The following is a 16393-nucleotide window of genomic DNA, read 5'->3' as shown; positions in this document are numbered from 1 at the left end:
TTGTTTGAATAAACTACCGATAGTAGTGATTACAGGACCAACAGGAGTTGGGAAAACCACTCTTTCAATCCGTTTGGCTAAACGTTTCAAAGGGCAGATTATTAATGCGGATTCAATGCAAGTATATCGTGGATTGGATATTGGAACAGGAAAAATTAAATCGGAAGAAATGTCAGGAGTACCTCACCATCTCTTAGACATCTACGACCCGCAAGATAATTATGATGCCAGTCAGTTTCAGGCCGATGCCAATCGTGCAATCGAACAAATTTCGGCGGAAGGAGACTTGCCCATATTAGTGGGGGGGACAGGTCTTTATTTAGAGGGTTTACTTTATGACCTTTCATTTGGTGGTCAGGAATCAATGGATTCTCACTACCGTAAACATTTAGAAGAAAGATTGCAAAACGAAGGCGAAGGTATTCTATGGCAAGAATTGAATGCTATCGACCCTTTAGCTGCAAAGAAAATCCCAATACAAAATGGCCGTCGGATTGTACGAGCTTTAGAAGTTATTAAGCAAACAGGCAAACTTTTTTCAAGTCAGACCGATATAAGTAACCGTCAATCACGGTTTAATGAATTATTGATTATTTTAAATCGTCCGCGCGAGGAATTGTATAGTCGAATTAACCGCAGAGTTGAATTAATGGTCGAAGAAGGATTGGAAAATGAAGTCCATCAGCTGTATCAGCTTAACAAAAATCTAGAGCTTTCAAGTATGAAAGGTATTGGCTATAAAGAGTGGTGGCCTTATTTTGAGCAAAATCAATCACTTAAAGAAACGATTACGACTATCCAGCAAAATAGCCGGCGCTATGCAAAAAGACAATTAACTTGGTATCGTAACCGCATGAAAAATCAGCATTGGATTGATTTAAGCAATCCAGATTATGAAGATGAAGCAAATGAATTAATCGCAAATTTCCTAGAAGAAATTGAAAGGGAGAAAAATGATTGAAACAAGAAAAGGGCCTGAACGAGTCCTAATAGTGGGTATCCGAACGGATACTTATCAAGAAGATCGTTTTATGGAATTAATCTCAGAGATGGAATCCTTGACCCAAACAGCAAAGGGTGTGGTCATTAAAACAATGATACAAAACTTACCCAGACTCAATCATCATTCTGCCGTTGGGTCTGGCAAGTTAGAAGAAATCCGGCTCTATGTAGAAAGTGACGCTATTGATCTAGTTATCTTTTTTAATGCACTCTCACCAAGTATGAACAAAGTAATTGAGGCTGAATTAGGTGTGAAAGTCATTGACCGTGTTCAATTAATCCTCGATATCTTTGCCATGCGAGCTAAGAGTCGCGAAGGAAAGCTACAAGTTGGCTTAGCGCAATATCAATATTTATTACCAAGAATTGGTGGCCAAGGTAAGTCACTGTCTCGTTTGGGAGGAGGGATTGGTACCAGAGGTCCAGGTGAAACGCAATTAGAGACCGATCGCCGTCATATCCACTCTCGCATTACCCAAATAAAAAAAGATTTGCAGGAAGTGGTGCAGCATCGTAAACGAACACGCGAAAATCGCCACAGTGGTCGTGAGTTTAACATTGGCTTAGTAGGCTATACTAATGCTGGCAAATCGACTATTTTGAGTCAAGTAACGGAAAGTGAAACTTTCGTACAAGATCAATTATTTGCCACTCTAGATCCTCTCACTAGACAATTTGCCATTCATGGTCACCCAATGTTTACTTTGACAGATACCGTCGGTTTTATTGAAGAACTACCTACTCAATTAATCGAATCCTTCAAGTCAACATTGGAAGAAATCCGTTATATGGATGTCTTACTACATGTGGTTGATGCTTCCAATCCTGCCCATCTCATGCATGAAGAAACAGTCAACCGTATTTTGAAAGATATTGAAGCAGACCATATTCCGGTTTTAACGGTTTATAATAAAAAAGATGCAATGGAAGAGTCATTTGTTGCTGTTCAAAAACCAAATATAACGATTTCCGCTTTAGAAGCGACGGACATTGAAAAATTAAAAGAAGCGATTTGGGCTCTTTGTATTCAGTCAGCTGAGGCATACTCTGTAAAAATTTTACCCGAAGAAGCAGACCTCTTATCGCATTACCAACAAAATACGCTAGTCGAGAGTTTAGACTTCGATGAAGAAAATCAATTCTATCGAGTGACAGGATACCGTCGTAAACAAAATGACTAGCAGAGACTATAAAGGAGGATGAAAATGTTAACGATGAAAGATATTATTAAAGAAGGTCACCCAACCTTGCGTTTAAAAGCAAAAAAGGTAACTTTCCCAATGGATCCTTCGTTAAAACAAAAAGCCATGGAAATGTTAGAGTTTCTAAAGAATAGCCAAGATAAGGAAAAAGCAGAAAAATATGGGTTAAGACCGGGGGTAGGTTTAGCAGCCCCACAGATAAATATAAGCAAACAGATATTTGCTATGCATATTTATCAATTTGATGATGAAGGCAACATTTCTGGTGAAGAAATGAGTCAAATTTTCGTTAACCCAGTGATTACGAGACACTCTGTTCAGGAAGTCGCTTTAAGTGAAGGTGAAGGGTGCTTATCAGTGGATCGTGAAGTAGAAGGTTATGTGCCTCGTCCACAAAGAATAACACTCAAGTATCAAGATCTGGAAGGGAATGAACATAGTTTAAAATTAAGGAATTATCAAGCTGTGGTAGCTCAGCATGAAATTGATCATTTGCATGGTATCATGTTTTATGATCATATTAATGAGCAAGCGCCTTGGTATGCTAACAAGGATTTAATAATAATTTAGTTTAAGTATTAGCTAATCTAGAGAATAGATTGTTTGAATTTAATATTCTATGATATAATACTTAAGTAATTTGAAGAAGTTAGGAGAAGATAAGATGATTTCAGCAACAGATTTAAAAGCCGGTATGACTTTTGTGGACGAGGGAAACTTGATTAAAGTTTTAGAAGCTAGTCACCATAAACCGGGTAAAGGAAATACTGTTATGCGTATGAAGCTTCGTAATGTTCGCTCAGGTGCAACCTATGATACTACTTTTCGACCTGATCAAAAGTTTGAACGCGCATATTTAGACACTAAAGAAGTTCAATATCTTTACAAAATGGACGGTATGGCTGTGTTTATGGATTTAGAAACATACGAGCAATATGAACTGCCAGCTGATACCATTGAAAATGAGCTATTCTATTTATTAGATAATATGAACTGTAAAATTCAATTCTTCGGTCATGAAGTAATCGGAGTTGAATTACCAGGAACGGTTGTCTTGACTGTTTCGGAAACTCAACCTTCGATTAAGGGAGCAACCGTTACTGGCTCAGGCAAGCCGGCTACAATGGAAACAGGTTTAGTTGTAAACGTCCCTGATTTTATTGAAGCAGGTGAAGCATTAGAAATTGGAACAGCTGACGGATCTTATAAGGGAAGAGCTAACAAATAAGTTTAAAAGACGCAGCTTAATGAATTTTTTATATCATGATTGTTCGAAGATAAAAGCCCCTTGCTGATTAAAGATTCAGCAAGGGGCTTTTAATCAGTTAATCAAGTTCAGTAAAGGTTGCCCAATTATAATAAGAACCTTCATAGTTCTTAACATTTTCAAAACCTAACATTTCCATAATTAATTGCATATAGGCCGAACGAATATTGCTTGGACAATAAGTGACGATGGCATCCTCTTTATTAAATCCTTATTCTATGAAAAGAGCTTCGAATTCTTCATTTGATTTTAATAAAACCTCCTCATTATAAAGGTCTGTATTCTGTATATGAAATATTAATTGCGCCAGGCAAATGACCACCTTTTTTTAAGTGAGTCAAGGATTTTATAATCGGCAATTGTCTCAGTTAATTTGTGTGTATCAATAACAGCTGTACGATCGATATCTTTGACAGTTGCTTCCACTGGTTCTAAGGTTATTTGATCTTTAACCAATTGAATATCAGATTTAGCAATTGCTCCTGAAACATGGCCTTTTTTTGCTTCTTTTTGACCGCGGGTGTCAATAATTATAGTATCTGAATTGCCAAATCTGGAAGCCAAATAATTGACATCAACGATATAAACTCCATTGAAACGATTGAAATCAGCTTTATCTCCATTTAACTCACGCTCAGCTGTTTCAGCACTTGAGTTCTCCGTGTCACTTGCAAATGCAATAAAACTGTTATACGAGCTAAGACCTAGTGATAATAAAAATACTAAAAGTATATTTGTGATTTTTTTATAATATCCTTCCTTCATGTATTTTAGTACTATTGAGTAATAAATGGTAATAAACATCTGTGAAATAATTATATAAGTAGAAGCAACCTATCAGAATATTAAATAATCAAAATAAAAACCACCTCAACGAACTCTATTAATAGAGAACAATTGAGGTGGTTTAATGTTATAAAATATGCCAGGCAGGATTCGAACCTGCGACCTACGGTTTAGAAGACCGTTGCTCTATCCAGCTGAGCTACTGGCACATAACAGCTACATTATTATAGTTTTTTTTTTTTTGATTGTCAAGCTGTTTCATAAAAAATCACTAAATATAACAGATTATCACTGAAAATTATAACAGATAAAACAGAGTTCTTTGTGCATTTTTTATCAAAGTTTATTATAAAAACCTATGATTTAATTGTAATTGTATGCATAACTCATCTTTTTTCTTGCAATTGGGCAGCTAAGGTGTTATCGTTGAAAATGAGCAATTATTGCTACAGTTTTAATTTAACTGTTATTAAGGACAAAAAATGAGAGGAATGTGAAAGAATGGCACGAGCTAAAGCAAAAGTGACAATGGATGAATTATTGATGCCAGATAATTTTGATTTTTCAATGGTTCAAGTGATGGATGAAGCGGGGAAGATTGTTAATCCAGATCTTTTAGGTGATGTTACTGAGGAAGACATGGTTAAATTTATGGAAGAAATGGTTTGGGCTCGCGAATTATTTGAGCGTTCAACAGCGCTTAACCGTCAAGGACGTTTAGGTTTCTATGCTCCAACCTCTGGTCAAGAAGCTTCTCAATTAGGTACTGTATTGGCTACTGAAAAAGAAGATGTACTGTTACCTGGTTACCGTGATGTTCCTCAATTAATTAAGCATGGACTTCCTTTACATAAGGCTTTTCTATGGTCAAAAGGACATGTAGCTGGATCAACTTTTGATGAAGACCTAAAGGCGTATCCACCACAAATTATTATTGGTGCACAGTATGTTCAAGCAGCGGGAGTTGCCTTAGGAATTAAAAAGAATAAACGACAAGCGATTGCGATGACATGGACGGGTGATGGTGGTTCTTCACAAGGAGACTTTTATGAAGGAATTAACTTTGCTGGTGCATATCAATCACCAGCTGTCTTTGTTGTTCAAAATAATGGCTGGGCGATTTCAACGCCCCGTTCTGTCCAAACAGCCGCACCGACTTTAGCTCAAAAAGCTGTAGCAGCCGGCATTCCTGGTATTCAAGTGGATGGGATGGATATTTTAGCTGTTTATGCAGTTACAAAGGCTGCTAGGGAATATGCGATTGCAGGTAATGGACCGGTACTAATCGAGACTGTTTGTTATCGTTTTGGTCCTCATACCCTTTCTGGAGATGATCCAAAACGTTACCAAGCAGAAGGCTCTCAAGCAGAATGGCGCGCTAAAGATCCTTTAATTCGTATGCGTAACTACCTAACTGCTAAAGGACTTTGGTCAGAAGAACAAGAAGAAGAAGTTATTCAAAGGACAAAAGAAGAAGTTAGAGATGCCATTAAATTAGCTGACCAAGAACCAAAACAAAAAATCTCAGATTTTTTAAAAAATATGTATGAGACACCAGATTTTGTAACACAAGAACAAATTAGTAAATTTGAAGCAAAGGAGAATAAATAATTATGGCTAAATTAACAATGATTGAGGCTATTACAGAAGCCTTAGCCAATGAATTGCGCACAAACGACCGCACACTTGTTTTTGGAGAAGATGTGGGTAAAAATGGTGGGGTTTTCCGAGCTACTCAAGGCTTACAAGAAGAATTTGGCGAAGAACGTGTAATGGATACACCGTTAGCTGAATCTGGTATAAGTGGCATGGCTATCGGGCTAGCTCTTGAAGGATTCCGTCCAATTCCTGAGATTCAATTTAATGGATTTGTTTTTGAAACAATGGACTCTGTTGTAGCTCAAGCCGCGCGTACCCGTTACCGTATGGGAGCTTCCCGTAACCTACCAATTACATTCCGTTCTCCTTTTGGTGGAGGAGTTCACACACCTGAGCTTCATGCAGACTCATTAGAAGGTCTCTTAGCTCAATCACCAGGCCTTAAAGTGGTAATTCCTTCTAATCCATATGATGCTAAAGGCTTATTAATTTCAGCGATCCGAGATAACGATCCAGTGTACTTTTTGGAACACATGAAATTGTACCGTTCTTTCCGTGAGGAAGTTCCAGAAGGAGAATACACTGTTCCTTTAGGCAAGGCAAAAGTTGTTAAAGAAGGTACAGACTTAACTTTAATTGCATATGGTGCTATGGTACAAGAATCGGTCAAAGCAGCAGAAAAATTAGCTAAAGAAGGCGTTGATGTTGAGGTACTTGACTTAAGAACAGTTCAACCATTAGATATTGAAACAATTATTGCTTCGGTAGAAAAAACAGGAAAAGTAATTGTAGTTCAAGAAGCGCAACGTCAAGCGGGTGTTGGAAGCAAAGTGATTGCTGAGATTTCTGAACGTGCAGTTCTTTCTCTGAAAGCACCAATTGGATTCGTAGCTGCTCCTGATACGATCTTCCCATTTGGAATGGCTGAAAGAGACTGGTTACCAAATGCAGAAGATATTGTGGCCAAGGCTAAGGAATTAGAAGATTTTTAGACGATAAATGATTTCAAGCAGATGTTCCATCTGCTTGCTTTCGAGTCAAGTTAAGAAAAGGAGAAAAATTATATGGCATTCCAATTTAAATTACCAGCTTTGGGCGAAGGGATTATGGAAGGTGAAATCGTCTCTTGGGCGGTTAAAGAAGGAGACACAATTAAAGAAGATGACACTTTAGTCGAGGTCCAAAATGATAAATCCGTTGAAGAATTACCTTCTCCAGTTTCTGGAACTATAAAAAAAATTCATGTAGCAACCGGTCAAATTGCTCAGCTCGGTCAAATAATTGTTGAAATTGATGCGCCAGGATTTGAAAACGAAGCTAACCCTGAGAGAGAAGAAACGCCGGCGAGTCCAGCCAAAGAAGCATCTGATTCAAAAGTAGATCAAACAGCAAAAGATAATTCGAACACAGCATTTTTCCAATTTAAATTACCTGCTTTGGGAGAAGGGATTATGGAAGGAGAAATTGTTTCTTGGTCCGTAAAGGAAGGTGAAACAATTAAAGAAGACGAAACCTTAGTAGAAGTTCAAAATGATAAATCAATTGAAGAATTACCTTCTCCAGTTTCTGGCATCGTTAAGAAAATTCATGTACAGACTGGTCAAATTGCGCAATTAGGGCAAGTTTTAGTTGAAATTGACTCGCCAGAACACAATGGTCAAACCGACAATTCAACTAGTAGGGAAGAACAAGGAGAAGCGCTAGCAAACTCTTATGATGATGCAGCCTCGCCAGTTGAGAAAAACCCAGTAATTGAAACGACGGTAACTAAAGAGGTACCACATGTTCAAGGGTTATCGGATGAAGAGGCAGCGAACCGTCGCGTATTAGCAATGCCATCCGTTCGTAAACTTGCACGTGATAGGGCAATTGATATCACACGAGTAGCAGGAACCGGCAAGAACGGTCGCATCACAGCCGAAGATATTAATAACTTCGCCGCATCGGCCAAAATGGAGTTACCAGTTAATAAGTCTGAGCAAAAAGTGGCTACTTCTAGCACAAATGAAGAAATTGCGGCTAAAACGGAAGCTCAACAGTCAAAATCTGAAGCCAAGCCATTTGTATCCAATCAAACTGAGCGTGAAGAACGTGTGCCTTTATCAGGCACTAGAAATGCCATCGCTAAGGCAATGGTCAATTCTAAGCATACGGCTCCCCATGTTACTTTATTCGATGAAGTTGAAGTGTCTAAACTATGGGAACACCGTAAGAAATATAAGGTCATTGCTGCTGATAAAGAGGTCAAATTGACTTTTCTTCCATATGTTGTGAAGGCTTTAATCGCAGCTGCTAAGCAATATCCAGTGATAAATTCATCAATTGATGATGTTTCTAATGAAATTGTTTACAAAAACTATTATAATGTAGGTATTGCGACAGATACAGAACGGGGACTATACGTTCCAAACATTAAAGAAGCTAATACTAAGAATATGTTCCAAATTGCTAATGAAATTGTTGAGCTTTCTGAAAAGGCTCATGATGGTTCATTATTGATGTCTGAAATGTCAGGTGGAACAATGACTATTTCAAATATTGGTTCAGCCGGCGGAAAGTGGTTCAGCCCGATTATCAATCATCCTGAAGTAGTCATCTTAGGATTCGGTTCGATTGTGCAACAGCCAGTTGTCAATGAAGCGGGTGAATTAGCTGTGGGACGTGTATGTAAGTTGTCATTAAGCTTTGACCACCGTATTGTTGATGGAGCAACTGCACAGCGTGCACTGAATGAAGTGAAACGTTTTCTTGCAGACCCAGAACTATTATTAATGGAAGGATAGTGATCAAATGGTAGTTGGAGATTTCGCAATGGAATTGGATACCGTCGTAATTGGAGCAGGTCCTGGAGGCTATGTAGCAGCTATTCGTGCTGCACAGCTTGGACAAAAAGTAGCAATTATTGAAAGAGAATACTTAGGAGGCGTTTGTTTAAACGTGGGATGTATTCCTTCAAAAGCCTTGATTCAAGCAGGGCACGTGTATCATCAAGCAAAACATGGTGAAACATTTGGTGTTTCTACTTCAAATGTGGAAATTGATTGGGAAAAAACCCAAAATTGGAAGCAAAATGAAGTCGTAGCGAAAATGACTTCTGGTGTGGAAATGCTTCTTAAGAAAAATAAGGTGGAGATTATTGAAGGAGAAGCTTTCTTCTCTGATAAAGATACTCTTCGTGTTGTCAACGGTGAAGAAGCGCAAACCTATACTTTCAAAAATGCAATTGTTGCAACAGGATCTCGCCCTATTGAAATTCCAGGTTTTGAATTCAAAGGCCGTGTGATTGACTCAACAGGTGGATTAAACTTGCCTGAAATTCCTAAAGATCTAGTGGTTATCGGTGGTGGAATTATCGGTACAGAGCTAGGAGGCGTTTATGCAAACCTAGGAACAAATGTGACTATCTTAGAAGGATCTAAACAATTTATTCCTTCATTTGAAAAAGATATGACACGTCTTGTTGAAAGAGATCTAAAAGCTTTAGGAGCCGAAATTGTCACAAACGCAATGGCTAAGAAGGCTGAGGAAAAGGGAGACCGTGTGGTTGTAACTTATGAGCGCAAAGGTAAAGAAATTCAAGTTGAAGCGGACTATGTAATGGTTACTGTAGGACGCCGTCCAAACACTGACAACTGTGGTTTGGAACAAGCAGGTGTTGAATTAGATGAACGTGGATTGGTTAAAGTAGATAATCAAGGACGTACTTCTAATCCAAACATTTTTGCCATTGGCGATATCGTTCCTGGAGCCATGTTAGCCCATAAAGCTTCATTCGAAGCGAAAGTTGCTGCATCAGCAATTTCTGGTGGAAAAGACATTGTTGATTATAAAGCCATGCCGTCTGTATGTTATTCTGACACTGAATTAGCTTCAGCAGGACACACTAAGGACTCTGCTAAAGAAGCGGGGATTGATGTAACTGTAACTAAATTCCCATTCGGTGGTAATGGCCGTGCAGTAGCTTTAGATCACTATAATGGTTTTGTTCGTTTGGTTACAAGAAAAGAGGACGATGTCATTATCGGAGCTCAAGTGGCTGGGCCAAGTGCCTCAGATGTATTAGCAGAAATCACCCTCGCAATTGAAGCCGGTATGAATGCTGAAGATATTGCCTTAACTGTTCATGCGCACCCAACGTTAAGTGAAGCAACGATGGATGCAGCTGAAGCAGCACTCGGCATGCCAATTCACATGTAATAACTCTATAACCCCTGATAGAACAACTTCTATCAAGGGTTTTTTTATTCGTTTTCTAAAAGGGACAGTATTTAATAATCAACTAGGGGAAAAATTTAAGCCCCATGCAAAATCATGCAGGGGGCTTAAATTTTAAGGTTAGACGATTTGCATCCTTAAAGAGGTGGCAGTGTTCCCAGATCCTTTTTTGGCATTGATTGGAATTGATGATAAATGACATAGCTAGCTAAGATAAAAGCCATTACGTCCGCGATAGGGGCTGCCAAAGGGACTTGTTCGACACCGAACTGGTGGCCAAAAAACAAAATGAGGGGAAGCAAGAAAAAAATCTGTTTACTAAGGGCCAATAATGCACTCTTAAAGCCATAACCAATGGCTGATAGGAGATTTGCCATTCCAATGTGCATGCCTATAATAACCGTCATGAATAAAAAGCTACGTAAGTAATGCATGGCATAAGTAAAGTATAACTCCTCACCATTACCAAAGATACGGATTAAAGGACGGGTAAGGGTTTGGAAGATAACAAACATTATTAATGAGAAAGCGGCTAAAACTTTCATCTCTAATTTGAAAGTGTCTCTAACGCGCTGATAGTTTCTAGCGCCGTAATTGACACCCAAAATAGGTTGAGCTCCTTGAACGATTCCGATGACAACACCTATGAACAAGGTGTTAATTTTAATGGTAATACCAGCAGCAGCGATTGGGATATCCGCTCCGTAAATAGAGTTGGCTCCGGCAAATTTAAGAGTATTATTGAGGACAATTTGAACGACGGTATTTGACAACTGAAAGACAAAAGAGTTGATACCCAGTTTAAATATTTGCCAAAGTTCGTTCAGCTGGATAGTTATTTCACGAAAATGAATGGATACTAGTTTGAATTTTGGAATATAAGCAAGAATAAAAAGTCCTGAGACTATTTGCCCGATAATTGTGGCCAAAGCAGCACCACGCATTCCCCAATTAAATCCGAAAATAAACAGAGGGTTCAATGCTGTATTGATTGCTGCCCCTACGAGAACACTTATCATGGAGTATTTTGCACTACCATCTGCTCTAACGAGATTTGCTCCACCAATATTCAACATAAAAAAAGGAATGCCGATAGCAATAATTTGTACATATTGAACGGACAGAGGATAAACTTTTTCAGTAGCTCCGAAAAACTTCATTAGTGGACCTGCTTGCCAAAAGATTACAAGAGCGAGAAGAATTCCCGATAAAAGTAAAAATCCAAAGGCTGTTGCGAGTGTATTGCGAGCCGTAGTGAAATCTTTTCGACCAATAGTTAAATTAAAGTTAGCAGCGGCGCCAATTCCTGTGAGTAATCCGATGGCTAAACAGACCGTCGTTATCGGAAAAGCGATATTGGTTGCTGCATTTCCTAAATAGCCAACTCCTTGTCCAATAAAGATTTGATCTACGATATTGTAAAGAGAGTTGGCCAGGTTGGCAATAATACTGGGAATTGCAAATTGTTTAAGTAATTTGGACACGGGTTCAGTTTCAAGAGGGTTGTGTATGTTAGGAATTTCAAGCGAGGGATTAGTTTCTGTCACAAATTTCTTCCTTTCTTAGCAAATTTATTTTTATTATGATAATCGACTTCCCATTATAACATAAAAAAATTCTAAAGGTAAAACGATCCAATTAAAAAAGAAAATTTGTGAAATCTAGTTAATTTTTAATAAAATTTTATGGAATAGGATTATGCAATACGCGGATGTGACATAAGTTTTCGAGAGTGGAAAACATAAAATGATGATTATTCTTTATAAGAAACAGACATTCATTTTTTAACAAGTACCACTATACATGACCTAGTGGTACTTTTTTATCTTGGAAGTTTATAGTCGATATTCCTTTATGAACAATCTTCTTAGTTTCTGATCATCTTTTAGCACTAGCGATTAAATGAAGAATAATTGAAGCGGGAAGCTGGGATTACATCTCTTTTATAAACTCAGTGTTTTCTAGCTGAAGAGCGAGTATAAGATATAGAATTAATTTGCAATTAATTGATTGTTGTAAGCTATTAATAAAAAGGCTATTAAAAATAAAACATAATTAATTGAAAAAATATAAATTCAATATTAGAATATATTTGAACTTTTTAATTTCGTATAATTGTTGAGATTATGTACAATTTAGAAATGAAATTCATAGTCAATGACCGTTCATTAAAGCATTAAACATTCTAAATAATTTTAATTTATATAAAGGAGTGATAATAGAGTATTATAATGAGAGTTAAAACAATTAAGTTGCTTTGTAGTAGTTTGGGAATTTAAGTGCCAATACCTGGAAGGAGATATCTTATGTCGGAAGTAGAACGCGGAATAATGAAAGTTTCGATTCTAAAAATACAAGATATACTTCTTACGCTTTTATCAATACAAACCTTGGTGAAAGAGTTGTATTTGATGCTGGATTTTAAAATTTTATCAAGTTGTACATAGTAGTATTTGATAATTAATCAGATTGGGCGGGTTGAGTCCCGCTTTTTAAAAATGAGGGGAGCATATGAAGCGGATTTTTATTATTCTGTCGAATCTATTGGTGGGTCTCTTTTTGGTATGGGTGGTTAACATTTGGGGAGATACCTATGTTTCTTATTATTATCCAAATGTTTCGGTATTTGATGCTTCTTCTGAGGTTGATTTTGAGAAGGTGGCCGATCATTTAACCTTATTGGCACAAGATACAGATAGTCTCATCGCCATTCAGCACCAAGAACCTGGAGCAGACGGAAAGCCCGTCTTTTCTTATACCACTTTTGGAACTGGAAAATTACCACAAGGTCTCACTGCAAAATCAAGGGAAGCAGCTAAAACGAGTAGTGTACTGACTAACTATTTTATCTTTAAGGGAAATTTAGACCTAGATCTATTGAAAACAACATTAAAGGATGCAGGATTGACTAGACTCTCTCCAGCTACTCCTTCTGGGGTTACCGTTCTAGCTTCCATATTTAGTAATGGCTTTCAACTCATCGGCTTACTGATTTTCTTTTTAACCTTTGGAGCGCTTAGTTTAATTTATCAAATTCGTGCTCTAAGAACAGCGGGCATTCGTTTAATTTCTGGCGAAAGTCGTTGGGGAATTTTTCTCAGACCCATTGGTCGAGACCTCGTTAACCTTTCAATCGGTCTAGGCGCTGGTTTCCTGTTAGCAATGATTCTAAAATCAGTAGTTTCAACCCCTTTGATAGCTTTTTATACAATAGGAGCGGGTCTATTCCTTTACAATCTTTTTTTGCTGATTATTTCCTTATTCTTTGCTAGTTTATTTGCAGTCGGTATTAAAAAAGTGCACTTGATGCAGGTTATAAAAGGACAAATTTTGGTGAGGGGAATCATTAGTCTCATTTTAATGGGTCAATTTTTAGCTTTCATTATTGTTTCTATAGGGGTTAATTGGACACTAAATTATACCCATGCCTTGCAACAGCAAAAACAAGGTCAGGCTATTTGGCAAAAAGAAAATCAGCTCGTCTCTCTGAATTTTGCCCGAAGTGGCTCAATCGGAAACAAGAAAGAAATGATTGAGAAACAACAAACATGGTTTCAATTGATGGATCAAGCCATCTCAGAAAATCGTGCGATTCTTTCAAGGCATTATTTAGCAGAACAAGGGTTTCAAAGAGGACCAAGTACTGTTAGTCTACCCTTATCTGATCATGAGCTTTATCAACCACAAGGCAACGTCTTGATTGTCACTCCTAGCTATTTAAAACGGCAACAGATTGCAGTGCCTCCCGAAATCGACAGGAAACTAAATAAGTTAGCTGTAGGTGAGTTCGTTCTCCTTTTGCCAGATAAGCTTCAATCAAATGCAAGTCATTACCAGACCGTCTTTGAAGACGCTACAACAACGCTTATGGCTAGCCAGGATAACCGTCAAAAAATGAAGGCGACTGTTGCATACTTAAAAACAGGATATCAGCGATTTGTCTATAATGCAACGCCCCTTTCCTATCAACAATTCCTTAAAGATCCGATTATCATTGTTTTGACTCCACATTCAACGGGTGAACAATCTTACTTGTTTTGGCAGCAAGCGCTATCGTCCTATTTCTTTTTTGATCGTTTAGGAGATGCCCAATCACTGATTGCAAAATACGGACTTGAAAATTGGGTGGCTGAACTTCAGACAGGGTATCAAATCCATCAAACCTTACTGGATAATCTGCAACGAGAAGTTTGGGCAATGATTGCTGGGGCAGTATTAGGCATTGTGACGTCTATTTTAATGTTTCATACGATGAATCAACTTTATTTTGAAGAATTTCGACGCGATATCTTTATTAAACGCATAGCAGGCCTTCGTTTCTTAGAAATTCATAGAAACTATCTGCTAGCGCAGATACTTGTTTTCTTGCTGGGTGTTATTGGCAGCGTCTTTCTTGTAACGGATATCGTGCTTGCTTGCTTGGTATTCTTACTGTTTACCGGCATTTCAGTCCTACAATTGCATTTGCAAATGAAAAAGGAAAATAAAATGGCGATGCTAATTTTGAAAGGAGCCTAAGATGATTCGATTAGAAAAAGTGGGCAAACAGTTTGGTGACCGTGTCTTATTTTCAGATCTTTCTATGACTTTTGAAGCCAATAAGGTTTTTGCTTTGATTGGTTCAAGTGGTAGTGGTAAAACAACGCTTATGAATAGGATGGGGAAACTTGAAAGTTACGATGGGACGATTTTCTGTCGGAATAAGGATTTGAGCAAGTATCAACCGAGTGAATTCTTCCGTCAGGAGTTGGGGTATTTATTTCAAAATTTTGGTCTCATAGAAAGTCAGACGATTGAAGAAAACTTAAAACTCGGTCTAATTGGTCAAAAAATTAGTAAAACTGAGCAACACAAGAAGGAAAAAGAAGCTTTGATGCGTGTCGGACTCTCTTATTTAAGTCTCAATAAGAAAATATTTGAATTATCAGGCGGAGAATCACAGCGCGTGGCTTTAGCTAAGGTTATTCTTAAAAACCCTCCTCTTATCTTAGCGGATGAACCGACTGCATCCGTTGACCCTGAGACAGCTAAAGCGATTATGGAAATTTTGCTCTCCTTGAGAGATGAGAATAGACTCATTATCCTTGCTACTTATAATCCATCTATTTGGACAATGGCTGATGAGATTGTTTCAATGGATCGATTGGGTATGACAACAAGTTTCCATTAATTTAGAGAAAAATAGGACATTTAGTGAAGCCGTATGAATGGCTAGCGTTTCTAACTATAGAGGGTAGCGAAAACTAAGTGCTAGAGAAGACCAAAATGTGAATGGGTCTTCTCTTTTTTATCTGCCTAATACAGTCAAAAGTGCGACAACAACCTTCCATCGAGAAGTTAGCAGCCGAAGGGACATAGATTAATATTTGCAATCGGCTTCGTGTAACAATGATCCAATCCTGCTAGCTTTATGAGGAAAATGCTTGTATTAGATAAAAGCACATGGGCAATAAATAAGTACTCACTTAAAAAGAAGTAGATCGATGCTATTAATTTACCTGACGTGATTTGTACCAGAATAATTGCCAATCGGTGATTATCATACGTTGAGCTTATCACATCATAATAAAAGATTTCATAATTACATAATTACTTCAAATAGTTCATATTCATTCCGGAGAGTAATTTATTTGGCTTTCGCGCTAGAAGTATTAAGGAAATGATTGCGAAATGTTAATGAACCTGATTCAATATATTCAAATCCACTACTTGATCAACCATCTCCCAAACTAAAGGATCATGGGTGGCAATGAGGATGACACGATTATCATTACTGAGAGAGAGGAGTTTTTTCATGATAGCCTTAGCGTTTTCATTGTCAATCGATGCAGTCGGTTCGTCTGCAAGGATGAGAGGCGGATCTTTTAAGATTACCTTAGCAAGTGCGACTCGTTGGGCTTCTCCACCAGATAATTCAAAGACCTTGCGATCTAACTTCAAATAATTTAAGCCCACTTGGTCCAAGATTTCATGCATGCGAGTCTTTTTGTCCGGTTTACTTAGCTTCTTTCCGATTAGACCTAATGCTAGATTGGCTTCAACGGTTTCATTCTCGATTAAGCCAAAATTTTGGAAGAGGTAACCTAAATAATCACGAAAGAAGACGAAGTCTTTAATCGATTTAAGATCTTGGCCTTTAAAGAGGATCTGTCCTTGATCATAAACTTCAAGATGGGCAATCATATTCAATAATGTGGTTTTCCCCGATCCGCTTTGACCGGTTAGGGCATAGGACGTGCCAGCTTCAAAGTTCAAATTCAAGTCAGCAAATAGGGAACGTTGGCCGAAATTTTTATGAAGATGAGTTACTTGAATCATGTTA

General features: G+C 37.9%; 14 protein-coding genes, 1 tRNA gene and 1 pseudogene. 11 read left to right on the top strand and 5 right to left on the bottom strand.

Annotated features, from left to right (window positions below):
- The first annotated feature begins 4 nt into the window (after positions 1 to 4).
- From miaA to efp, 4 genes are all read left to right on the top strand, one after another.
- Complete coding sequence (gene miaA / locus ACQV2T_RS02330) at positions 5 to 961, top strand: tRNA (adenosine(37)-N6)-dimethylallyltransferase MiaA (RefSeq protein ID WP_428876143.1); 957 nt, start codon at positions 5 to 7, stop codon at positions 959 to 961.
- Complete coding sequence (hflX, locus tag ACQV2T_RS02325; RefSeq protein WP_428893190.1) at positions 954 to 2183, top strand: GTPase HflX; 1230 nt, start codon at positions 954 to 956, stop codon at positions 2181 to 2183. Before miaA ends, hflX begins: the two co-directional genes overlap by 8 nt.
- Before the next feature lie 24 nt (positions 2184 to 2207).
- Positions 2208 to 2774 (top strand): peptide deformylase, encoded by a 567-nt coding sequence (gene def, locus ACQV2T_RS02320; protein WP_428874293.1) that lies wholly within the window; start codon positions 2208 to 2210, stop codon positions 2772 to 2774.
- Positions 2775 to 2868: 94 nt separating this feature from the next.
- Complete coding sequence (efp, locus tag ACQV2T_RS02315; RefSeq protein WP_428874295.1) at positions 2869 to 3432, top strand: elongation factor P; 564 nt, start codon at positions 2869 to 2871, stop codon at positions 3430 to 3432.
- Between the two features lie 97 nt (positions 3433 to 3529).
- Here the strand turns inward: efp and ACQV2T_RS02310 are convergent.
- From ACQV2T_RS02310 to ACQV2T_RS02300, 3 genes and pseudogenes are all read right to left on the bottom strand, one after another.
- A pseudogene (locus tag ACQV2T_RS02310) lies at positions 3530 to 3664 on the bottom strand (rhodanese-like domain-containing protein); the annotation flags it as partial.
- A gap of 104 nt (positions 3665 to 3768) precedes the next feature.
- Positions 3769 to 4236: a hypothetical protein gene (locus tag ACQV2T_RS02305; RefSeq protein ID WP_428893189.1), complete on the bottom strand. Its 468-nt coding sequence runs from the start codon at positions 4234 to 4236 to the stop codon at positions 3769 to 3771.
- A 156-nt stretch (positions 4237 to 4392) separates the two neighbouring features.
- Positions 4393 to 4466 (bottom strand) — tRNA-Arg (locus tag ACQV2T_RS02300).
- Positions 4467 to 4758: 292 nt separating this feature from the next.
- On the opposite strand from ACQV2T_RS02300, the gene pdhA reads away from it, so the two are divergent.
- The 4 genes from pdhA to lpdA all read left to right on the top strand — a co-directional run bounded on the left by pdhA (position 4759) and on the right by lpdA (position 10053).
- Positions 4759 to 5868 (top strand): pyruvate dehydrogenase (acetyl-transferring) E1 component subunit alpha, encoded by a 1110-nt coding sequence (gene pdhA, locus ACQV2T_RS02295; protein WP_428875356.1) that lies wholly within the window; start codon positions 4759 to 4761, stop codon positions 5866 to 5868.
- 2 nt (positions 5869 to 5870) lie between these two features.
- Positions 5871 to 6848, top strand: a complete 978-nt coding sequence (locus tag ACQV2T_RS02290) for an alpha-ketoacid dehydrogenase subunit beta (protein WP_428874299.1) — start codon at positions 5871 to 5873, stop codon at positions 6846 to 6848.
- A gap of 72 nt (positions 6849 to 6920) precedes the next feature.
- Positions 6921 to 8639: a dihydrolipoyllysine-residue acetyltransferase gene (locus ACQV2T_RS02285; RefSeq protein ID WP_428893188.1), complete on the top strand. Its 1719-nt coding sequence runs from the start codon at positions 6921 to 6923 to the stop codon at positions 8637 to 8639.
- A gap of 7 nt (positions 8640 to 8646) precedes the next feature.
- Entirely contained in the window at positions 8647 to 10053 is a 1407-nt protein-coding gene (lpdA, locus tag ACQV2T_RS02280) for a dihydrolipoyl dehydrogenase (protein WP_428874301.1), read from the top strand.
- Positions 10054 to 10208: 155 nt separating this feature from the next.
- Here lpdA and ACQV2T_RS02275 read toward each other — a convergent pair whose 3' ends face one another.
- Positions 10209 to 11618 (bottom strand): MATE family efflux transporter, encoded by a 1410-nt coding sequence (locus ACQV2T_RS02275; protein ID WP_428891869.1) that lies wholly within the window; start codon positions 11616 to 11618, stop codon positions 10209 to 10211.
- 759 nt (positions 11619 to 12377) lie between these two features.
- Here ACQV2T_RS02275 and ACQV2T_RS02270 point away from each other — a divergent pair.
- From ACQV2T_RS02270 to ACQV2T_RS02260, 3 genes are all read left to right on the top strand, one after another.
- On the top strand, positions 12378 to 12518 hold the full coding sequence (locus ACQV2T_RS02270; protein ID WP_428893187.1) for a hypothetical protein: 141 nt from the start codon (positions 12378 to 12380) through the stop codon (positions 12516 to 12518).
- Positions 12519 to 12582: 64 nt separating this feature from the next.
- A complete protein-coding gene (locus ACQV2T_RS02265) occupies positions 12583 to 14589 on the top strand; it encodes a DUF1430 domain-containing protein (protein WP_428893186.1) in 2007 nt (668 codons plus the stop codon).
- A 1-nt stretch (position 14590) separates the two neighbouring features.
- Positions 14591 to 15241, top strand: coding sequence for an ATP-binding cassette domain-containing protein (locus tag ACQV2T_RS02260; protein WP_428874305.1), 651 nt, complete (start codon positions 14591 to 14593; stop codon positions 15239 to 15241).
- A 503-nt stretch (positions 15242 to 15744) separates the two neighbouring features.
- Here ACQV2T_RS02260 and ACQV2T_RS02255 read toward each other — a convergent pair.
- Positions 15745 to 16389 carry an ABC transporter ATP-binding protein gene (locus ACQV2T_RS02255; RefSeq protein WP_428874307.1) on the bottom strand — a complete coding sequence of 215 codons (645 nt, stop codon included), beginning with the start codon at positions 16387 to 16389 and terminating at the stop codon, positions 15745 to 15747.
- Between the last annotated feature and the right edge of the window lie 4 nt (positions 16390 to 16393).

The sequence above is a fragment of the Facklamia sp. P13069 genome (assembly GCF_050409405.1).
Taxonomy (GTDB): domain Bacteria; phylum Bacillota; class Bacilli; order Lactobacillales; family Aerococcaceae; genus Facklamia.
Note: the sequence above shows the minus strand (reverse complement) of the source record. Positions and strands in the feature narration are given on the sequence as shown.